At 63.2% G+C, this 19,533-nt stretch carries 19 protein-coding genes and 1 pseudogene; 18 read left to right on the forward strand and 2 right to left on the reverse strand.

Going from position 1 to position 19,533, the window contains the following annotated elements; genetic code table 11:
• Window positions 1-106 precede the first annotated feature (106 nt).
• Together KUV41_RS03970 and KUV41_RS03975 are read left to right on the forward strand one after the other, a co-directional pair.
• Window positions 107-1,156: a CNNM domain-containing protein gene (locus KUV41_RS03970; RefSeq protein WP_206941557.1), complete on the forward strand. Its 1,050-nt coding sequence runs from the start codon at window positions 107-109 to the stop codon at window positions 1,154-1,156.
• 112 nt (window positions 1,157-1,268) lie between these two features.
• Window positions 1,269-2,114, forward strand: a complete 846-nt coding sequence (locus KUV41_RS03975; protein ID WP_222484409.1) for an ABC transporter substrate-binding protein — start codon at window positions 1,269-1,271, stop codon at window positions 2,112-2,114.
• Window positions 2,115-2,300: 186 nt separating this feature from the next.
• Here KUV41_RS03975 and KUV41_RS03980 read toward each other — a convergent pair whose 3' ends face one another.
• Window positions 2,301-3,125, reverse strand: coding sequence for an inositol monophosphatase family protein (locus KUV41_RS03980; RefSeq protein ID WP_206941561.1), 825 nt, complete (start codon window positions 3,123-3,125; stop codon window positions 2,301-2,303).
• Between the two features lie 249 nt (window positions 3,126-3,374).
• On the opposite strand from KUV41_RS03980, the pseudogene trmJ reads away from it, so the two are divergent.
• The 14 genes and pseudogenes from trmJ to der all read left to right on the forward strand — a co-directional run.
• Window positions 3,375-4,103: pseudogene (trmJ, locus tag KUV41_RS03985) on the forward strand (tRNA (cytosine(32)/uridine(32)-2'-O)-methyltransferase TrmJ); the annotation flags it as partial.
• 264 nt (window positions 4,104-4,367) lie between these two features.
• Complete coding sequence (gene cysE / locus KUV41_RS03990) at window positions 4,368-5,330, forward strand: serine O-acetyltransferase (protein ID WP_222484412.1); 963 nt, start codon at window positions 4,368-4,370, stop codon at window positions 5,328-5,330.
• A 187-nt stretch (window positions 5,331-5,517) separates the two neighbouring features.
• Window positions 5,518-5,988: a Fe-S cluster assembly transcription factor gene (locus KUV41_RS03995; RefSeq protein WP_206941566.1), complete on the forward strand. Its 471-nt coding sequence runs from the start codon at window positions 5,518-5,520 to the stop codon at window positions 5,986-5,988.
• A 43-nt stretch (window positions 5,989-6,031) separates the two neighbouring features.
• Window positions 6,032-7,192 (forward strand): aminotransferase class V-fold PLP-dependent enzyme, encoded by a 1,161-nt coding sequence (locus tag KUV41_RS04000; protein ID WP_222484414.1) that lies wholly within the window; start codon window positions 6,032-6,034, stop codon window positions 7,190-7,192.
• 86 nt (window positions 7,193-7,278) lie between these two features.
• Window positions 7,279-7,605, forward strand: coding sequence for a HesB/IscA family protein (locus KUV41_RS04005; RefSeq protein WP_206941571.1), 327 nt, complete (start codon window positions 7,279-7,281; stop codon window positions 7,603-7,605).
• Between the two features lie 207 nt (window positions 7,606-7,812).
• Window positions 7,813-8,238 (forward strand): nucleoside-diphosphate kinase, encoded by a 426-nt coding sequence (gene ndk, locus KUV41_RS04010; RefSeq protein ID WP_206941573.1) that lies wholly within the window; start codon window positions 7,813-7,815, stop codon window positions 8,236-8,238.
• A gap of 97 nt (window positions 8,239-8,335) precedes the next feature.
• Entirely contained in the window at window positions 8,336-9,463 is a 1,128-nt protein-coding gene (rlmN, locus tag KUV41_RS04015) for a 23S rRNA (adenine(2503)-C(2))-methyltransferase RlmN (RefSeq protein ID WP_222484421.1), read from the forward strand.
• A gap of 119 nt (window positions 9,464-9,582) precedes the next feature.
• A complete protein-coding gene (locus tag KUV41_RS04020; protein ID WP_224908534.1) occupies window positions 9,583-10,323 on the forward strand; it encodes a tetratricopeptide repeat protein in 741 nt (246 codons plus the stop codon).
• Between the two features lie 31 nt (window positions 10,324-10,354).
• The gene (locus KUV41_RS04025; protein ID WP_222484423.1) at window positions 10,355-11,401 is read left to right on the forward strand and encodes a RodZ domain-containing protein; all 1,047 of its coding nucleotides are present in this window, start codon (window positions 10,355-10,357) and stop codon (window positions 11,399-11,401) included.
• 9 nt (window positions 11,402-11,410) lie between these two features.
• Window positions 11,411-12,526, forward strand: coding sequence for a flavodoxin-dependent (E)-4-hydroxy-3-methylbut-2-enyl-diphosphate synthase (ispG, locus tag KUV41_RS04030; protein WP_206941579.1), 1,116 nt, complete (start codon window positions 11,411-11,413; stop codon window positions 12,524-12,526).
• Between the two features lie 81 nt (window positions 12,527-12,607).
• The gene (hisS, locus tag KUV41_RS04035) at window positions 12,608-13,891 is read left to right on the forward strand and encodes a histidine--tRNA ligase (RefSeq protein WP_261315890.1); all 1,284 of its coding nucleotides are present in this window, start codon (window positions 12,608-12,610) and stop codon (window positions 13,889-13,891) included.
• A 27-nt stretch (window positions 13,892-13,918) separates the two neighbouring features.
• Window positions 13,919-14,578: a YfgM family protein gene (locus tag KUV41_RS04040; protein ID WP_206941583.1), complete on the forward strand. Its 660-nt coding sequence runs from the start codon at window positions 13,919-13,921 to the stop codon at window positions 14,576-14,578.
• Window positions 14,575-15,741 (forward strand): outer membrane protein assembly factor BamB, encoded by a 1,167-nt coding sequence (gene bamB, locus KUV41_RS04045; RefSeq protein WP_222484425.1) that lies wholly within the window; start codon window positions 14,575-14,577, stop codon window positions 15,739-15,741. The genes KUV41_RS04040 and bamB overlap by 4 nt, the downstream gene beginning before the upstream one ends.
• Window positions 15,738-17,141, forward strand: coding sequence for a ribosome biogenesis GTPase Der (gene der, locus KUV41_RS04050; RefSeq protein WP_222484427.1), 1,404 nt, complete (start codon window positions 15,738-15,740; stop codon window positions 17,139-17,141). The genes bamB and der overlap by 4 nt, the downstream gene beginning before the upstream one ends.
• Window positions 17,142-17,199: 58 nt before the next feature.
• Here der and KUV41_RS04055 read toward each other — a convergent pair whose 3' ends face one another.
• On the reverse strand, window positions 17,200-18,075 hold the full coding sequence (locus tag KUV41_RS04055; RefSeq protein WP_222484429.1) for an ATP-binding protein: 876 nt from the start codon (window positions 18,073-18,075) through the stop codon (window positions 17,200-17,202).
• 179 nt (window positions 18,076-18,254) lie between these two features.
• Between KUV41_RS04055 and KUV41_RS04060 the strand changes: the two genes are divergently transcribed.
• Together KUV41_RS04060 and KUV41_RS04065 are read left to right on the forward strand one after the other, a co-directional pair.
• Window positions 18,255-19,058 carry a M48 family metallopeptidase gene (locus tag KUV41_RS04060; protein WP_206941590.1) on the forward strand — a complete coding sequence of 268 codons (804 nt, stop codon included), beginning with the start codon at window positions 18,255-18,257 and terminating at the stop codon, window positions 19,056-19,058.
• A 26-nt stretch (window positions 19,059-19,084) separates the two neighbouring features.
• Complete coding sequence (locus KUV41_RS04065; protein WP_206941592.1) at window positions 19,085-19,351, forward strand: hypothetical protein; 267 nt, start codon at window positions 19,085-19,087, stop codon at window positions 19,349-19,351.
• Window positions 19,352-19,533: the final 182 nt, after the last annotated feature.

Below are 19,533 nucleotides of genomic sequence, written 5' to 3' on the forward strand. Positions count from 1 at the left end.
ACAGGGCTGCGATACGTCAGGAAACATGAAAATATGCGGTATCGCTTGCCCTGCAGACGACCACCTTTCATGCTTAGCCCCTACCCTTTCGCCTTGATGAGGCCGCATGTTCCTGCTGATCGCCTTTGCCGTACTCTCCATTGGTGCGTCCTTCCTGTGCTCCGTGCTGGAGGCAGCACTGCTGTCACTGACACCGAGCTACATTGCACGGGTGCAGGAAACCAATGAGCGGCTGCACCTGAAGCTGAATGCCCTGAAGCGCGACATTGACCGCCCCTTGGCTGCCATCCTGACCCTCAACACCATCGCTCACACCGTTGGCGCCACCGGTGTAGGCGCTCAGGTGACCGTGGTCTTCGGTGAAGCCTGGCTGGGTATCGCCTCGGCCCTGATGACGCTGGCCATCCTGATTCTCTCGGAAATTATTCCGAAGACGATTGGCGCCAACTACTGGCGCCAGCTGTCCCCCTGGCTGCCTCCTATCCTCAACACCATGATCCTGGTGCTGAAGCCCTTCATCTGGCTATCCGAGCAGATTACCCAACGCATTGGCGGCAACGCTGCCGATACCGATATGCGCGGTGAAATCAAGGCGCTGGCCCGCATCGGCCTGGATGAAAAGGCCCTGGATCCGGATGAAACCCGCACCATCACCAATATCCTTAACCTGCACGAAATTGCGGTCAGCAAGGTCATGACGCCACGCACCGTGTGCGTGACGGTTCGTCCAGGGCTTACTGTGGCGGAGTTCGAGGAAGAGCTGGTGCGCTCTCCCTTCACTCGCTTCCCGGTGATGGATGGCGGCGAACAGGCCATCGGCTATGTGCACAAGGCTGACGCCTACCGCGCAGACGAAGACCACAGCATGAAGGACATCATGCAGGATGCCCCTTCGGTACAGGCAGATGACAGTGTCGAAACCGTCTTCACGATGATGCTGAAAGACCGCCAGCACCTGGCGGTGGTCTACGATGACCATGGTACCTGGGTGGGACTGATCACCATGGAAGACGTGCTGGAGACAGTGCTTGGACAGGACATCGTCGATGAAACCGATGATGTCACCAACATGCGCAAGTACGCCAAGCAGCGCTGGACCCAACGACGTCAGGCGGACTCTGAGAGACACCGGCAGGTCGACCCCAACCCCTCCTGATGCCACCAGGGGTGTTCATCGTTGCGCAACATGCCGTGCCATCGATGCCACCCCACTTCGGGCACTATTTGCGATAACATCTCCATTGAAAATGATTATCAATGGAGATCTCATGTACAAGCCCCTCGCCATCGCCGCCCTGCTCAGCGTGACTGCCCAAGCCTGGGCGCACGACGCCCCGGAACGGGTCGCCGCGCTGGACTACGCTACTCTCGATATTCTCGACAACCTCGACCAGGACGAGCACATCGCCGGTGTCGCACAGTCGACCCTGCCTGAACACCTGTCTGCCTTTGCCAGTGAGGAATATGCCGACGTCGGGACCCTCAAGGAGGCCGACATGGCAGCCCTTGGCGCCATTGAGCCGGACGAGATTCTGATCAGCGGCCGCCTGGAAGCACAGCGCGATGCCCTTGAGGAAATCGCTCCGGTCTACAGCTCGGCCAATGCCGGCGACACCACCTGGGACCAGCTGGAAACTCGCGTCGACCAGCTGGCGGAACGCTTTCATATCCGTGATGAGGGCGACCAGGCGCTGGAGGATCTGCGCCACTTCCTGGATCAGCGCCTGGCCACTATCGACGACTCCCCCAGCGTGCTGGTAGTGACCCATAATGACGGCCACTTCTCAGCGCAGAACAATGCCATCGTGCACGACCTCATGGGACTTGCTGCCCCCAGCCTGCCAGACGATGTCACCCCGGTCACTCGCGGTGAGCGCACCTTTCTGCCCATGACACCGGCCCAGATACAGGCCACTGGCGCCGACCTGGTATGGATCGTGGATCGCAGCGCCGCCATTGGGCAAGCGGGTCTCGACCTCGCCACGCTGCAGCAGGACATCGGCGCTGACACGCCTCTGGCAGTGGGCTCACCGCGCCTTTGGTACCTCGCCGGCCAAGGCCTGGCCAGCACTCGCCTGCAAGTCGAGGAAGTGATGACCGCCCTGGCGCGCTGACCCTCCGCGGCGGGTTCGTCACCCCCGGTGATCTTCGCCTTATCGGCTTCACGTCACTGACATATCGGCAACCCGCCCTATAACGACAATGCCCCCGCAGCACGGCTGCGGGGGCATTGCGTTACAGGCCCTGAGGCAGAGACGTCAAACGCCATTGGCGCTGACTCTTACTGCCGTCCAGACGACTCAGTCTTGATCTTCCAAGCTCGGCGCCGTCTGCACATGGGGGGCCAGCTGCTTGATCAGCGCCTTGAACAGGCGAGGATTGGCGGCCATCAGTGCGCCTTCCACCGCTACCGAAGGCTTACCGTCAGGGGTTCCGATCAGCGCACCAGACTCCTTGAGCAACAGCGAGCCGATATCGAGATCCTGCTCTTCAACGCCAAGCACAAAGGCTGCGTCGGCGCGACCGGCCGCCAGCCGGGCCATGTCCAGAAGGCCACAGGCGCTGGACTGAAGCTGCTCAGCCTGCGGGCCAAGCTGCTGTACCAGAGTCAGGTAGGTCGGCAGGAAACGCGACCGCAGGTAGGTGTCCGGAAGACTCAGGGACAGACGTGCGCCACCGGCTCCCTTGATCTTGGAGACACGCAGGCGCTTGCCGTTCAGCTGGGCGCCACGCCCACGGCTTGCCAGGTACTCATCATCGCTGAACGGACAGATCACCACCGCATGCTCCGCTCGGCCCTTGATCAGGCAGACCACGGACAGCGCAAACTCGGGAGAAGCGACGCTCAGGTTGGAATACCCGTGGAAAGGCTCGATGCGCCACAGTACATCAGCGCCTTCGCCCTCACCCGCGCGATGCGGAGTGTAGCGACCCACCACGCCGTGCTGCGGGTAGCCGCGGGTCAGCTGACGGGTGATCAGGGATTCGGCGTTGCGTGCCGTGTCCTCGAGCAAGCGATCGAGGTTGTGCTCTTCGTGGGCATTCTCGATACGTTCGCGAATGCGCAAAAACTGTTCGCCGGCGCTGCGGGCAGCGCGCAGGGCGTACTGGACCATCGGATGCATGATCAGGCCTTGGGAGTCGGTGGTGTTAAAGAACGGAGTCGACGAAGGGAACGAACTCGGCGCGAATCCTAGCAGAAGGCACGCATGAATGCCACGGACTTTGCCGTGTCTAGCATGCTAAACTGGTCGACCGGCTGGTCTCCAGCGGCACGTCGGCAGCGTCAACGTGCACCCTCGATGGCTTGCTCGACCAGTACACCGCACCCGCCCACTCTCGAACCCACTCGCCGCGTCGCAACAGGATCTTTCATGCTCGAGCGTATTCGCATCGTTCTCATCGGCACCAGCCATCCCGGCAATATTGGCGCTACCGCCCGCGCCATGCACAACATGGGGCTGGCCGATCTGGCCTTGGTAGCACCTCGCTGCGAGGTCATCACCGCCGACAGTGTGTCTCGGGCATCCGGCGCTGACCGTCTGATCCAACAGGCCCAGGTGGTCGATACCATCGAACAGGCGGTGGCAGATTGCAGCCTGGTGGTTGGCGCCAGCGCTCGTTCACGCACCTTGCCCTGGCCGATGATCACGCCTCGGGAGCTTGGCGAGCGCCTGCCGACAGAGCTCGCCAGCGGCGACGCCCGCGTGGCACTGGTGTTCGGCCGTGAGGACAGCGGCCTGTCCAATGCTGAGCTACAGCGTTGCCATGCCCACGTGCATATCCCGACCAATCCCGATTTCAGCTCGCTCAACCTTGCGGCGGCCGTTCAGGTACTGGCCTACGAGTGCCGGCTCAGCTGGCTGGCCCAGGACGCTACCCCCGCACAGCCCGACGAGGACCTTCAGCCCCTCGCCACCCACGACGAGCTGGAGCACTACTTCGCGCACCTCGAGCGCACCCTGATTGCCATCGGCTTCCACGATCCAGCCAAGCCAAGACAGCTGATGGCTCGACTGCGTCGCGTCACCCTGCGTTCGCGGCCAGAGCGTATGGAGCTCAATATCCTGCGGGGCATTCTTAGTGCCACCGAGAAAGCCGCAGGAGCGCCGGCGCTAGGCGGTAGAATGACGATGAGTGAGGCAGACAGAGCGACGACTGAAACGGCTGCACGTCATGCAGACATGGTAGCGGACGCCAGCACTGACCAGGACACCCAAGAGGCCGGACCAGAGGATCACCAGACGCCCTCCCGTTAACCCCGGGTACGCCTCTGCCACAGCCTGGCACCCAGCTGCGTTGCCTGGGCTTGAATGGCGTCACGTCTGTCCCCACTATGACCTTCTTAGCCGACCAAGGACCGCCGCATGTTTCAACGCCTACGCGAAGATATCAACAGCGTATTTGCCAGGGATCCGGCGGCGCGCAACTTTCTTGAGGTCCTGACCAACTACCCTGGACTTCATGCGCTGCTGCTCCACCGTATCTCCCACGCACTATGGAAGCGCAACCTGAAGTGGATCGCGCGTACGCTGTCGACGCTAGGACGCTGGTTCACAGGCATCGAGATTCATCCCGGTGCCACCATCGGTCGTCGCTTTTTCATCGACCATGGCATGGGCGTGGTGATCGGCGAAACCACGGTGGTGGGCGATGATGTCACGCTGTATCAGGGGGTCACCCTGGGAGGCACCAGCTGGAACAAGGGTAAGCGCCACCCGACGCTGGAGGATGGCGTCATCGTCGGGGCGGGGGCCAAGATTCTCGGACCCTTCACCGTCGGGGCCGGTGCCAAGGTGGGCTCCAACGCGGTCGTGACCAAGGCCGTCCCCGCAGGGGCCACGGTGGTCGGTATCCCCGGCAAGATCGTTCAGCGTGCCGACCCGGACAGCGACCCTGCACTGGAGGTCGACCCCGCTCGGCGCGAGGCGATGTGCCAGAAGTTTGGCTTTGATGCCTACGGCATGAGCCAGGACATGCCGGACCCCGTGGCCAAGTCGATGCAAGCCATGCTCGACCACATGCACGCGGTGGATGAGCGTATCGGCAACATGTGCCAGACGCTACGTCGCCTCGACCACAGCTATCGTGCTGGGCAGATGCCTGGCATCAAGGACGAGGACTTCGCCGGGATTCTGGAGGACGTCGACAAGGCCTGCGAGCCGGTGGTCGGCAGCCGCCACAATGCCACTCCCCCGCGCGATACCGCTGCAGACGATTCCGGCAGCCCAGACTCCGATGAACACTCTGCTGACAGTCAGCTGTCGACGACCGCCCCCGATGACGCCAGCGCTCACCGTGAGAGCTCCCGCCACCGGCAGGAAGGTTGATGTACCGCAACAGCCAAACGTTCGAGCGTTGGCACACTGGCCCGGACACGCAAGCGCAGCACGCGCCAAATAGTTGACCGTGATGGTCGGTCTTTCTCATAATGACGGATTGCCAGTGGCGTCACCCTCAGTGGTGGCGCCATAACGTCAAGATTGCCGGCACCACTTGGCATCGAGGGTCCACCCCATGCGCCTGACCACCAAGGGACGCTACGCCGTCACCGCCATGCTCGACATGGCCGTCAATGCCGAACGAGGCCCCATTTGCCTCGCCGACATCGCCCAGCGTCAACAAATATCACTGTCCTACCTTGAGCAGCTCTTCGCGCGACTGCGGCGCGCCGGGCTGGTGGAGAGTGTGCGTGGCCCGGGGGGCGGTTACCTGCTGGCAGCGCCAGCTGAGGCGATTACGGTGGCCCGAGTGATCGACGCGGTCAAAGAGTCCGTGGACACCACTCGCTGTGGCGGCCTGTCGGATTGCCAGAAGGGCGATACGTGCCTGACCCATCACCTGTGGTTCGAACTGTCCGAGCAGATCCAGACGTTTCTCGACGGCGTGACGCTCGGGGAACTGGCCCAACGCCAGGAAGTGGCAGAAATCGCCGGTCGCCAACGCCGCCGCCAGCACAGCGACAGCATTGTGACGTCAGCCCCCTAAACTAGACTGTCGCCCTCGACGCTCGCCAACGATGACATTGCCCATGACTGCTCCCGTCTACCTTGATTACGCCGCCACCACCCCCGTCGACCCCCGTGTCGCCGAGGTCATGAGTCGGCACCTGACGCTCGAAGGCACCTACGCCAACCCCGCGTCGCGCAGCCACATGCCCGGCTGGCTGGCCGAGCAGGCCGTGGAGAACGCCCGCCGCCAGGTCGCTGACCTGATCAAGGCCGACCCTCGCGAGATCGTCTGGACCAGCGGCGCCACCGAGGCCGACAACCTGGCCATTACCGGCTATCTGCGGGCCAATCGCGACAAGGGCCGCCACCTGGTGACCTCGATCATCGAGCACAAGGCGGTCATCGACACCGCCAAGGCGGCGGAGCGTGAAGGCTTCGACGTGACCTGGCTGACGCCAACCCCCGATGGCCGCATCACCCCGGAACAACTGGCCGATGCCATGCGTCCAGATACCGTGCTGGTGTCACTGATGGCGGTCAACAACGAGCTGGGCAGCATCAATGACGTTGCGGCGCTCGCCGAGGTGGCCCACGCACACGGCGCCATGCTGCACGTCGATGCCGCCCAGGCCGTCGGACGCATCGATCTGGACGTGACTGCCAGCGCCGTGGACATGATGTCTCTGTCTGCCCACAAGGCCTACGGCCCCAAGGGGATTGGCGCCCTCTACGTGCGCCGCAGCCCAGATCTCAAGGTGGAAGCGCTGATTCACGGCGGCGGCCACGAAAGAGGCATGCGCTCAGGCACCCTGGCGACCCACCAGATTGCCGGTATGGGTGAAGCCTTCGCCCTGGCAGCAGCACAAGGTGACAGCGACCAAGCGCGTATCACCACGCTTCGTGACCGACTGCTGGCAGGGATCGACGACCTGGATGGGGTTCATCTGAACACCCAGCTGGAAACGGCCGTCCCCAATATTCTCAACCTCGGTTTCGACGGCGTCGATGGCGAGTCCCTGTTGATGGCGCTGCGTGACATCGCCTTGTCCACGGGCTCCGCCTGTAATTCGGCCAGCGTCGAGCCCTCCTATGTGCTGAAAGGGATCGGCGTGCCGAGACGCCTGGCGCTGTCTTCCCTGCGCCTGAGCATTGGACGCTTCACCAGTAACGACGACATCGACCGCGCTGGCCAGGCACTGCGCACTGCGCTGATTGCTCTGCGCCAGCGCGCCATGACCTGACCGCCGCCACGCGAGTTCGCGGCATGGTCATCAAGACCACGCAGGCTGCTGCCTCTTCAGGCGGCGCCCGACCCAGGAGTAAACAGATGGCACACCTGACGATCACCCCTGCTGCAGCCAACCAGATCCGGCGCGTTCTGGAGGAGCGAGGCCAAGGCCTCGGACTGCGGGTAGCGGTCAAGCCAAGTGGCTGTTCCGGCTACAGCTACGTGCTGGACTTCGCCGACGAAGCCCAGGCCGAGGACGCCCTGTTCGAGGAGCATGACGCACGGGTCTACGTCGCCCCCGACGCTCTCGAGATGCTGGACGGCAGCGAAGTCGACTACGTCAACGAAGGCTTGAACCGGTTCTTCCGCTTCAACAATCCGAACGTCAAGGACCAGTGTGGCTGCGGCGAAAGCTTTACTGTCTAGCCGCCGGGCCGATCCCTCCAAGGGCTCGCGTACCCGCTGACGAACACTGTGTTCAAGACGCCATGAGAACGCTATAATCGGCGCTCTTCGGCGCAAGGCGCCACATCGCTTCGTTTTCCGCGTCGCGCCGCCCCGGTCTCCGGGGCGGCGCGACGCCATCTACCTGGCACCATGCCCATGTCCTGGGCTCAACCACTGGAGAGTTTCATGGCTACAGAGCGCACTCTGTCTATCATCAAGCCCGACGCCGTCGCCAAGAATGTCATCGGCGAGATCATCACGCGTTTTGAAAAGGCTGACCTGAAGGTCGTTGCCGCCAAGATGATCCACCTGTCCCAGGAACAGGCGGAAGGCTTCTACGCCGAGCACAAGGAACGCCCCTTCTTCGGCGACCTGGTGTCCTTCATGACCTCTGGCCCGGTCGTGGTTCAAGTACTGGAAGGTGATAACGCCATCCTGAAGAACCGTGAACTGATGGGTGCCACCAACCCGAAGGAAGCAGACGCTGGCACCATCCGTGCCGACTTCGCTTCTTCCATCGACGCCAACGCCGTCCACGGCTCTGACTCTGCCGAGTCTGCCGAGCGCGAAGTGACCTACTTCTTCAGCGCTGACGAGATCTGCCCGCGCTAAGGGCGTCGGGGGCTGTCACTATCGACGCCCCACCGGCGAGCGGATGCCCCGGGCATCCGCTCCCTCATATTCTGCCCACCGACTCGCTGATCCGATCATGACCACCACCGCCTCCCCCGAACGCACCAATCTCCTTGGCATGGCCCGAGAGGACATGGAAGCCTTCTTTCTCTCCATTGGTGAGAAGAAGTTTCGTGCCGCCCAGGTAATGAAGTGGATCCACCACGAAGGTGTCAGCAACTTTGCCGACATGACCAACCTGTCCAAGTCGCTGCGCGCTCGCCTCGAGGAAACCGCAGAAATACGCGGACCCAAGGTCGTCTACGAAGGCACCTCCAATGACGGAACGCGTAAGTGGGTGGTCGAGGTCGAAGACGGCAGCTATGTCGAGACCGTCTTGATTCCTGCTGACAACGGCAAGCGTCGCACCCTGTGCGTCTCTTCCCAGGTCGGCTGTTCACTGGACTGCAGCTTTTGCTCCACCGGCAAGCAAGGCTTCCAGCGCAATCTGACCAGCGCCGAGATCATCGGTCAGGTCTGGGTAGCCGCCAACAGCGACGGCGCCCGCAAGGACAGCAGCCAACGCCCTGTCACCAATGTGGTGATGATGGGCATGGGCGAACCGCTACTGAATTACGATAACGTCGTGCCGGCGATGAAGCTGATGCTCGACGATCAGGGCTATGGCCTGTCGAAGCGCAGGGTCACCCTGTCCACCTCTGGCGTGGTGCCCATGCTCGATCGTCTCGGCGATGAGCTCGACGTCAGCCTGGCCATCTCGCTGCACGCCGCCAACGATGAGCTGCGCAACGAGCTGGTACCGCTTAACCGCAAGTACAACATCCGCACCCTGCTGGATGCCTGTCACCGCTATCTGGCCAAGTGCGACGATACGCGTCACGTGACCATCGAATACACGGTCATCAAGGATATCAACGATCAGCAGGAGCACGCTCGGGAACTGGCCGAGCTGTTGAAGGAGCTGCCCTGCAAGATCAACCTGATCCCGTTCAATCCGTTCCCGCACTCCGGGTACGAGAAGCCCTCGCGCAATCAGGTCGTTCGTTTCCAGCGCTGGTTATATGAACTGGGCCATACCGCTCCGATTCGCTCGACCCGCGGCGATGACATTGACGCTGCCTGTGGTCAGCTGGTGGGCCGGGTCAAGGACCGTACACGCCGTCACGAACGTTATATCCAGTCGATCCAGATCGACGCCGACTGATCCCGTCATCTTGACTTCGTTGAGGCACGGCGCTTTGATATTCGGGCCTTTTCCAGCCCTCCAGAGGGTGTCGACGACACCCCTCTGGCGGGGCCATGCAGCGGGAGAACGATAACGCCATGATGAGCCATGCAGACCGCCTGCCCCACTGCCTGCGCATTGTCGTCATGAGCCTGGCCATCGTGCTACCCGCCGCCTCCCTGTCAGGATGTGCCGTACCAGTCACTGATACCGAACACACTCCCGCCACCGCCTATCGCGACCTGGGAGAGGCCTACCTGCGCCAGGACAACCTGCCTCGGGCCCTGGCGGCGCTGGACAAGGCCTATCAGCTCGACGCCGCGGATCCGGTGACCCTGCAGGCCCTTGCCCTGGCACATCAGCGCCAGGGGGAGACCCACCTCGCCGCACAGTTTTTCCAAGATGCCCTTGAAAAGGACCCCAACTTTACCCGGGCACGCAACAATTACGCTGCCTTCCTGTATGATCGGGGGCAAACACGTGAGGCTTGCGATCAACTCGACCAAGCCAGTCACGACATACACTACGCTCACCGGGCCCAGCTGTTTGCCAACCTGGGACGCTGCCGGTGGGATCTCGGCCAGATCGAGGAGGCAAGAGCAGCACTACAGCGGTCACAACAGATCGATGACCAGCTGGCTGCCAGCCACCTGATTCTGGCCGACCTGGAATACGCACAGGGCAACCTTATGCGCGCCCGTTCACAGCTGGATCGCTTCGTCAGTCTGGCGGGATGGAACTCCGCCGCCCGACGGCTTGCCGCGGACCTGGGGAACGCCGAGGGCTATCGTTCTCCGGCAGTCCAGGGCGAAGCCCTCCAGCCTTCACGCGCGCTTTGACCACTGTTTTCACGATGAAGGATGCTCAGCCATGAGCGACAGTCAGTACACCGACTCAGAGGTTTTCTCGTCTCAACCGTCTGCCGGAGATGACTCACCCGGCGCCCTGCTGTTGCGTGAGCGGGAGCGCCAGGGCCTGACCCGAGAGGAAGTCGGGGCAGCCCTGAACCTCCGACCCGCCGTCATCGAAGGGTTGGAGAACGACAATTACGACGAAGTCCCGGTCGTTACCTATCGACGCGGCTATCTGCGCAGCTATGCCCAGCTGCTGGGCGTCGACGTAGGCCGTGTGATGACGCTGTACAGCACGCGCATGGGCAACGAAGAAGTCGAACGCAAGGTGACCCCGGTCTACATCAACAAGCCCCCTTCGCGCCTTGGGGCCTGGCTGTTCCGCCTGATGACGCTGATCGTCATCGCCGGCTTAATCGGTCTGACCCTGATGTGGTGGCAGAGCCGTGGCGGCAGCCAACCGCCGGAAGTCAGCGACAATGGCCCGGTATCGGTGGATACCATCGACGGCAACGCTGCGGTCAGCGAAGACAGTGCCAGTAGTGACGAAAACCTGCCGCCGCTGCCTTCGGAAGATAGCGAGATGGGGCTGGTCGACGAACAGGCGGAAGAAGCCAGCGCCGAAGTGGCCGAGAGCAGTGCCGACGCCACTCCGAGCACCGTGGCCGCCACCGAGGCAGCTGCCGCCAATGACGCAGCAAGCTCCGACAGTGACGACGCCACACAGGACCTGGCCAGCGCGGATGACGCCTCCGAGCAAGACGCCGAGACTGACAGTGCCAGCGCTGCCGACGAGCAGAGCGCCAGCGAGGCGACGACCAGTCGGCGTATCCTCAAGCTGACCTTCAACGAGCAGTCCTGGACGGAAATCTTCGACAGCACCAACACCCGTGTCTTCGTCGGCCTGCAGTCACCGGGCACCGAAGCCACCGTGGAGGGCGAGCCGCCCTTCCGCATGACTGTCGGCAACGCCACCGGTGTCGAGCTCACGTGGGGCGGCGAACCCGTCGACCTGCAGCAACGCGCCGGCAGAAACAATGTCGCCCGCTTTACCCTGGGAGAGTGATTGATCGCCATGCATTCGCACTCACCGATCATCAGACGCAAGTCACGCCAGATTCACGTCGGCTCCGTGCCGGTTGGGGGCGACGCCCCCATCTCGGTCCAGAGCATGACCAACACAGATACGCTGGACGTCGAGGCCACCCTCGCGCAGATTCGCGCGCTGGAGCAGGCCGGTGCCGATATCGTGCGCGTATCCGTGCCGACCATGGAGGCCGCCGAGGCCTTCGGTCGCATCAAGAAAGGCACCCAGGTACCCCTGGTCGCAGACATCCACTTCGACTATCGCATCGCGCTGAGGGTGGCTGAGCTTGGGGTCGATTGCCTGCGTATCAACCCAGGCAATATCGGCCGCGAGGATCGCGTCCAGGCGGTGGTATCGGCAGCTCGTGACAACGGCATCCCGATTCGCATCGGCGTCAACGCCGGCTCGCTGGAAAAGGATCTGCAGAAGAAGTACGGGGAACCGACACCGGCCGCTCTGGTCGAATCGGCGATGCGTCACATTGATCACCTGGACCGTCTCGACTTCCCTGACTTCAAGGTCAGCGTGAAGGCTTCAGACGTGTTCATGGCGGTGGCGGCCTATCGCGATCTGGCCGCTCGCATCGAGCAGCCGCTGCACCTGGGCATCACCGAAGCGGGCGGTTTGAGGTCTGGCACCGTCAAGTCGTCGATCGGCCTTGGCATGCTCCTGATGGACGGCATCGGCGATACGATCAGGGTCTCCCTGGCCGCCGACCCGGTCGAGGAAATCAAGGTCGGCTTCGACATGCTGAAGAGCCTGCGCCTGCGCGCCAAGGGCATCAACTTCATCGCTTGTCCCAGCTGCTCGCGCCAGAACTTCGACGTCATCAGCACCATGAACGCCCTCGAGGAACGCCTTGAAGACGTCATGACACCGTTGGATGTGGCGGTCATCGGGTGTGTGGTCAATGGCCCCGGCGAAGCCAAGGAAGTCGACCTGGGCCTGACTGGCGGCTCCCCCGCCAACCTGGTCTACATCGATGGCAAGCCTGCCAGCAAGCTGCGCAACGACCACCTGGTCGACGATCTCGAGGCGCTGATTCGCCAGAAGGTCGCCGAGAAGGAAGCTACCGAACAGAACGTCATCGCTCGCCAGCTGTGACCCCGTCCCGGCGAACAGGCGCCGGCTAAACGTCACAGTCAGCCTACGAGAAGCAAGAGCGGCGAGACCAAGGAGCAAGTTTTGAGCAAGAAGATCCAGGCCATCCGTGGCATGAACGACCTGCTGCCGGATGCATCGCCCGTGTGGCAGTACTTCGAGGCCCAGGTACAGGCGCTGATGAAGCGCTACGGCTACAACGAGATTCGTACCCCGATCGTCGAGCAGACCGCACTGTTTGCCCGCTCCATCGGCGAGGTCACCGACATCGTCGAGAAGGAGATGTACACCTTCGACGATCGCAATGGGGACAGCCTGACCTTGCGTCCAGAGGGCACCGCCAGCGCCGTTCGCGCGGCGATGGAGCACGGTCTGCTCTACAACCAGACGCAGCGCCTCTGGTACACCGGCCCGATGTTTCGCCACGAGCGCCCTCAGAAGGGCCGCTATCGCCAGTTCCATCAGGTCGGCGTCGAGACCTATGGGCTGGAAGGTCCTGATATCGACGCAGAAGTCATCCTGCTGTCGGCGCGGCTGTGGAAGCAGCTCGGACTGTTCGAGCACGTCACCCTGGAGCTCAACTCGCTTGGCTCCAATGAAGCCCGCGCCGCCTATCGTGACACGCTGGTGGCCTACTTCGACGCCCACCGAGAGGTGCTGGACGAGGACTCTGTCCGCCGCCTGACCAGCAACCCGCTGCGGATTCTTGATTCGAAGAATCCAGCCATGGCCGAGATGCTCAGCGGTGCGCCGCAGCTGATGGATCATCTCGACCAGGAATCTCGCGATCACTTCAACGCGCTCACCGCGCGTCTTGATGCCGCAGGTATCGACTACGTGATCAACCCGCGCCTGGTGCGTGGGCTCGACTACTACTGTCGCACCGTGTTCGAGTGGACGACCGATGCACTGGGCAGCCAGGGCACCGTGTGCGCTGGAGGCCGCTATGATGGCCTGGTCGAGCAGCTTGGTGGCAAGCCGACCCCGGCGGTCGGCTTCGCCATGGGAATCGAGCGCCTGATCCTGTTGCTGGAGACGCTGGATATTGTCCCTGAAGAGGCCCGCGCGCCGCTGGACGTCTACGTCCTCGGCATGGACAGCGCCACCGATGGCGATGCCATGGCGCTCGCTGAAACACTGCGCGACCAGCTGCCGGAGCTTGGCGTGCAGCTGCATTGTGGCGGCGGCAGCTTCAAGAGCCGGATCAAGAAAGCGGATCGCAGCGGCGCCAGACTGGCCCTGCTGATCGGCGAAAACGAACGTGACACGGGCCAGGTGGCCATCAAGTTCCTGCGCGACGACCGCGAGCAGCAGCTGGTCGAGCAGGCCTCGCTCGAGACGACGCTAGAGCGCCTGCTGTCCGAGTGATAGCCCCATTTCAGAAGGAGACCGCCCGTGGCGGAGCTGAGAACGGAAGAAGAGCAGCTTGAGGCGATCAAGCGCTGGTGGAAAGAAAACGGCACCTCGCTGATCGCGGGCGCCGTGCTGGCTGCCGCCGGCGTGTTCGGCTGGAATGCCTGGCAGGACTATCAGGAAGGCCAGTCCGTGGCCGCTTCCAGCAGCTATCAGCAGCTGCTGGACCTGGCCAGCCGCGATGAGCTGAGCGACAACGCTCTGACCCAGGCCGAGTCGCTGGTCGCATCGCTGCGGGAAGACCACGGTGACACGCTCTACAGCGAGCTTGCGCTGCTGATGGAGGCGCGTCTGGAGGTCGACGGCGGCGATCTGGAAGCGGCCAGGGAAGCGCTCGAGTCGCTGATCGAAAGCAGTGACGACGGTTATCTGGTCGGTATCGCGCGTCTGCGCCTGGCTCGCCTGCAGAGTGCCGAGGGCCAGCACGACACGGCGCTGGCTACGCTGGATGGCGATATTCCTGCTGCGCTTGCAGCACAGCGCGACAACATCCGCGGCGACATCTACCACGCGACAGGTCAACGCGACCAGGCCGCCAAGGCCTGGCAAAGCGCCCAGACCCTGGCCGACGAGAACGGCCAACCGCTCTACGGCATTTCGCTCAAGCTCGATGACCTTGGCGACCAGGAGGCCACACTATGAAGCAGCGCACCACCAAGACCCGGATCGCCATCGCCACCGCCGTGACCATGGCCGCTTTGCTGGCGGGTTGCGCGAGCAAGTCCGAGCCACAATATCCGCCGAAGGAACTCAAGGACTTCGCTGAATCGACCCAAGTGGATACGCGCTGGAGCGAAGGCGTTGGCGCCGGCCTGGGCGAGGCGACCTATCCCATCGAGCCCGCGCTGTCCGGGTCGACGCTGTTCGCCGCCGATGAGGAAGGCCTGGTCGAGGCGTTCAACACCGCCAATGGCGACACCCGCTGGGAAGTGGAGCTGGAATCTCCGATTTCCAGCGGCATCACCGCTGTAGACGGCGACGTCTTCCTGGCTACCCGCAATGGTGAAGTGGTGGCACTCGACCAGGACAATGGACGCGTCAAGTGGCGCACCAAGGTCCCAAGCGAAGTGCTGGCAGCACCGCAACCGACGTCGCAACTGCTGATCGTCCAGGCGGTGGATGGCACGGTGACGGCTCTGGACCGCCTGTCAGGCGACCGCCAGTGGGTCTTCACCGCCACTATGCCGTCCTTGACCCTGCGCAGTACCGGCACTCCGACCGCCATTGACCAGGTCACCTTTGCTGGCTTCGCCAATGGCCGCCTGTCGATCATCGACAATCGCTCCGGCCAGCAGATCTCAGAACGGACCATCGCCGTCGCTACCGGCATGAACGACATCGATCGCCTGGTGGACCTGGCCGGTCAACCGGTGCTGACGCCGGACGGTCGACTGTATGTCACCAGCTTCAACGGCCGCGTGGTGGCGCTCAACGCCCAGAGCGGTGAGACCCTGTGGTCAACGCCAATGTCCAGCTACCACACCCCGGTGCTGGTGGGCGACACCCTGTACGTCGTCGATGAAGCCAGCCGCCTGGTGGCCTTCGACGCCAACAATGGCAATGAGCTGTGGCGCCAGGAAGACCTCTACGGTCGCTCTGTCACTGCCCCGGCCTTCGCCGATGGCCGCATCGTGCTCGGTGATGCCGAGGGCTATGTGCACTTTATTGACGCCAGCAGCGGCCGCATGGTTGGCCGCACCCACATCGACGGCTCCGGCGTCAGCGTGCGCCCGCTCACCGATGGCAAGCGCGTCTACGCCCTGGCCAATGACGGAAGCCTGGAGGCTCTGGACATCCGCCCATGACCCCCGTTATCGCTCTAGTCGGCCGCCCCAACGTGGGCAAGTCGACCCTGTTCAATCGCCTCACCCGCTCGCGTGATGCGCTGGTCGCCGACTTCCCCGGACTGACCCGGGATCGCAAGTACGGCAACGGCATGCTCGGCAACAAGGCCTACACCGTCATAGACACCGGTGGTATCAGCGGTGACGAGGAAGGTATCGATGCCGCGATGGCCGAGCAGTCGCTGCAAGCCATCGACGAAGCCGACATCGTACTGTTCCTGGTGGACGCACGGGCCGGTCTCAACGTCGCTGACGAGGCCATTGCCAACCACCTGCGGGTCAACCAGAAGAAGACCTGGCTGGTGGTCAACAAGACCGACGGCCTGGAAGAGCATTCGGCCATGGCCGACTTCTGGCAGCTCGGTCTGGGCGAGCCACGCCCGATCGCGGCTGCCCATGGTCGCAATGTCACGGCCCTGATCGACGAGGTGCTGTCGCCGTTCCCTGAGCGCGACATGGACATTCCCGCCGACACCGGCAGCAAGGGCATTCGTATCGGCGTCATCGGTCGTCCCAACGTCGGCAAGTCGACGCTGGTCAATCGCCTGCTCGGCGAGGATCGTGTCGTCGTCTTCGATGAAGCGGGCACCACCCGAGACGCGATCGAGATCCCCTTCGAGCGCCGGGGCAAGCCCTACGTGCTGGTCGACACCGCCGGTGTACGCCGGCGCAAGAACGTGACCGAAATCGCCGAGAAGTTCTCGATCATCAAGACCCTCGACGCGATCAAGGAATGTCACGTCGCGATCATGGTGCTGGATGCCCGTAGCGGCCTGGTGGAGCAGGACCTGCACCTTCTCGACTATGTGCTGACCTCGGGTCGCGCCCTGGTGCTGGCGGTCAACAAGTGGGATGGCCTGGAAAGTGAAGCCAAGGACAAGATGCGCGCCGAAATCAAGCGTCGCCTGGGCTTTGCCGATTATGCAGAGCTGCATTTCATTTCGGCGTTGCATGGCACCGCGGTGGGTGACCTCTATCCTTCGTTGGAGCGCGCCTTCGCTTCGGCCAATAGCCACTGGTCGACCAACCGCTTGACGACCCTGCTGCAGGACGCGGTGGAGCAGCACCAACCGCCGATGATCCACGGCCGCCGCATCAAGCTGCGGATGGCCCACCAGGGTGGCAGCAATCCGCCTATCATCGTGGTGCACGGCAACCAGACCGACAAGTTGCCCGACGCCTACAAGCGCTACCTGACCAACACCTTCCGCAAGGTGCTCAAGGTCCGGGGCACCCCCATGCGTTTCGAGTTCCGCTCCGGCAAGAACCCGTACGACCGCATGGCCGACGCCTCGGATAAGGTCAAGGCCAAGCAGCGCGAGCTGGGACGTACCAAGGAAGCGCGCAAGAACCGCAGGTAATCCGGCTCAAGCCGCACGCCAACGCCCGGCCACCGTGAGGTGGCCGGGCGTTTTGCTTCTATGGCTGTTCCGCCAGACGGTGTCGACCCACCCAGTCCACCGCAAACTGATAGGCACAGCGTCCACTGCGCCCGCCGCGAAGTGTCGCGAAGCGAACTGCTGCCGTGTCGGCCTCATCTGTCCAGTCGCCCGCATGCCCTAGCCGCGAGACCCAGTGGCGGCAGGTCTCCAGGTAGGTGTCGCGGTTGAAGGGATGAAAGGCCAGCCACAGGCCGAAGCGGTCGGACAGCGAGATCTTTTCCTCCACCGCATCACCGTGATGCAGCTCCTCCCCGTCCGCGGTCAGCCGGCTCTCCAGATTGTCGCTCATATGCTCGGGCATCAGATGCCTGCGGTTGGAGGTCGCATAAATCAGCACGTTGTCGGGAGGCCCTGTCAGGGTGCCATCCAGCACGCTCTTCAGCGCCTTGTAGGCGTCATCCGAACCTTCGAAGGACAGATCATCGCAGTACACCACAAAGCGCTCGGGCTGGTGCCGTAGCTGCTCCACCAGTATCGGCAGCCCGGACAGATCGTGCCGGTCTACCTGGATCAAGCGCAGTCCCTCGTCGGACAAGGTATTCAGCAAGGCGCGGACCATGGAAGACTTGCCGCTGCCACGGGAACCCCACAGCAACGCGTGATTGGCCGGGAGTCCCTGCAGAAACGCTCGTGTGTTGGCCACCAGTTCGCGTTTCTGGCGCTCGACGCCCACCAGGTCATCGAGCCCAAGGGCGTCCCTGGGGGGCACTGGCACCAGCTGGCCGCCGAGGGCATGACGCTGCCATAGCGCCGCCACATCACGGCGCCAGTCGACAGGCGTAGGTGGCTCAGGCAGCCAGGGGTCGACACGGTCGAGAAGGTTGAGCAAGCGCTGCGCTAGTTGGGTATCCATGGGGTGAGTGTCCTTGTCGCGTGTTAAAGCCGCCGGTCAGGGTCAGTGTCGCCTCGCGGAGACCCAGGTTGCACCACCTTTGCGGTTGACCCTTCCAGCAGTCCGGGTATCTTTGGCCAAACGCTTCTGATTCTACACGGGCAAGCGATGCCCGCTGTACCACGACAAGGAGACTCACCATGCGCTGGATGAAGGCTGTTGGCGCCTGCGCCATCATGGCGACCGTAGCTGCCTGTGCGACCTCACCGACGGGCCGCTCCCAGATGCTGTTGCTGGACGAGCAGCAGCTTAATCAGATGGGAGCCCAGGCCTTTGCCCAGTACCAGCAGCAGCTGCCTACCGTAGGCGGCAGCACCCTGGAGTACGTGCAGTGCGTGACGCGCAATGTGGTGCAGGCGCTGCCGGATGATCAGCGCAACCAGAACTGGCAGGTCAAGGTGTTCGAGTCGGAAGACGCCAATGCCTTCGCCTTGCCGGGTGGCTATGTAGGGGTCAACACCGGCCTGCTCGACGTCGCCACCAACCAGGACCAGCTGGCCACCGTGATCGGCCATGAAATTGGCCATGTGCTGGCTCATCATGCCAACGAGCGCGCCTCCACCGAGAGCGCGACGCAGCTGGGACTATCCGTGGTCGGCTCGGCGCTGGGCACCCAGGGAGTCACCGGCAGCGATCAGCTGATGGCCGCCATGGGCATGGGCGCCCAGTACGGCATCCTGCTGCCGTTCTCGCGCAGCCACGAAAGTGAGGCCGATACCATTGGCCTCGAGCTGATGGCCCAGGCCGGGTTCGACCCACGCGCCAGCGTCCAGCTGTGGCAGAACATGAGCGCTGCAGGGGGTGGCCAGCCGCCGGAATGGATGTCGACTCACCCGGCACATGGCAACCGCATCGCGGGTCTGGAAGCCGCCATGGGTGATGCCATGGCCCGCTACGAGCAGGCCCAGGCGAATGGCCTCAGGCCTAACTGCAAGGCACCCTGAGCCGTTCATCAAGGAGCGCCGTCGTCATGACCCTCAATCGCCTCGGACTGCTGTTGCTGGTCCTGCCCATCCTGCTACTGCTGGGGTTCTACTTCGCGGAATGGGGCGATATTCGCCAATGTGAGATGATCGACCAAGGACATTGGAACTATCTGACGGGTCAATGCAGCGAGAGCCCATCACCCTTTGTACCGTGGATCGTCCGCAGCCCGTGGTTGGTCAACGGGGGCCTGTTGGTGTCGGTCATCGGCCTGGGATGCTGCATGGTGGGGCTCTATCGGCGACGCCGCTAAGGCGCCAGTGCTGGTCTCTCAATACCGGGGCTCTATATCGGACGCGAAAGCCGGGCTGTATATCGGACGCGAATGCCGGGCGCCATACCAGCCCCGTTGCCGGACCCGCTGCCCTGACCCTCTCCCTGTACCCCCCCCGTACACCGCCCCAGTCCAACACACAGCAGGCGCCTTGGTGGCGC

The sequence above is a fragment of the Halomonas sp. DP8Y7-1 genome, assembly GCF_019801685.1.
Taxonomy (GTDB): Bacteria; Pseudomonadota; Gammaproteobacteria; order Pseudomonadales; family Halomonadaceae; genus Halomonas; species Halomonas litopenaei_A.

Excerpts from the sequence above, each read along its gene's own strand:
- KUV41_RS03970 (WP_206941557.1), top strand. The coding sequence starts at position 107 with ATGTTCCTGCTGATCGCCTTTGCCGTACTCTCCATTGGTGCGTCCTTC.
- KUV41_RS03975 (WP_222484409.1), top strand. The coding sequence starts at position 1,269 with ATGTACAAGCCCCTCGCCATCGCCGCCCTGCTCAGCGTGACTGCCCAA.
- KUV41_RS03980 (WP_206941561.1), bottom strand. The coding sequence starts at position 3,125 with ATGCATCCGATGGTCCAGTACGCCCTGCGCGCTGCCCGCAGCGCCGGC.
- cysE (WP_222484412.1), top strand. The coding sequence starts at position 4,368 with ATGTTTCAACGCCTACGCGAAGATATCAACAGCGTATTTGCCAGGGAT.
- KUV41_RS03995 (WP_206941566.1), top strand. The coding sequence starts at position 5,518 with ATGCGCCTGACCACCAAGGGACGCTACGCCGTCACCGCCATGCTCGAC.
- KUV41_RS04000 (WP_222484414.1), top strand. The coding sequence starts at position 6,032 with ATGACTGCTCCCGTCTACCTTGATTACGCCGCCACCACCCCCGTCGAC.
- KUV41_RS04005 (WP_206941571.1), top strand. The coding sequence starts at position 7,279 with ATGGCACACCTGACGATCACCCCTGCTGCAGCCAACCAGATCCGGCGC.
- ndk (WP_206941573.1), top strand. The coding sequence starts at position 7,813 with ATGGCTACAGAGCGCACTCTGTCTATCATCAAGCCCGACGCCGTCGCC.
- rlmN (WP_222484421.1), top strand. The coding sequence starts at position 8,336 with ATGACCACCACCGCCTCCCCCGAACGCACCAATCTCCTTGGCATGGCC.
- KUV41_RS04020 (WP_224908534.1), top strand. The coding sequence starts at position 9,583 with ATGATGAGCCATGCAGACCGCCTGCCCCACTGCCTGCGCATTGTCGTC.
- KUV41_RS04025 (WP_222484423.1), top strand. The coding sequence starts at position 10,355 with ATGAGCGACAGTCAGTACACCGACTCAGAGGTTTTCTCGTCTCAACCG.
- ispG (WP_206941579.1), top strand. The coding sequence starts at position 11,411 with ATGCATTCGCACTCACCGATCATCAGACGCAAGTCACGCCAGATTCAC.
- bamB (WP_222484425.1), top strand. The coding sequence starts at position 14,575 with ATGAAGCAGCGCACCACCAAGACCCGGATCGCCATCGCCACCGCCGTG.
- der (WP_222484427.1), top strand. The coding sequence starts at position 15,738 with ATGACCCCCGTTATCGCTCTAGTCGGCCGCCCCAACGTGGGCAAGTCG.
- KUV41_RS04055 (WP_222484429.1), bottom strand. The coding sequence starts at position 18,075 with ATGGATACCCAACTAGCGCAGCGCTTGCTCAACCTTCTCGACCGTGTC.
- KUV41_RS04060 (WP_206941590.1), top strand. The coding sequence starts at position 18,255 with ATGCGCTGGATGAAGGCTGTTGGCGCCTGCGCCATCATGGCGACCGTA.
- KUV41_RS04065 (WP_206941592.1), top strand. The coding sequence starts at position 19,085 with ATGACCCTCAATCGCCTCGGACTGCTGTTGCTGGTCCTGCCCATCCTG.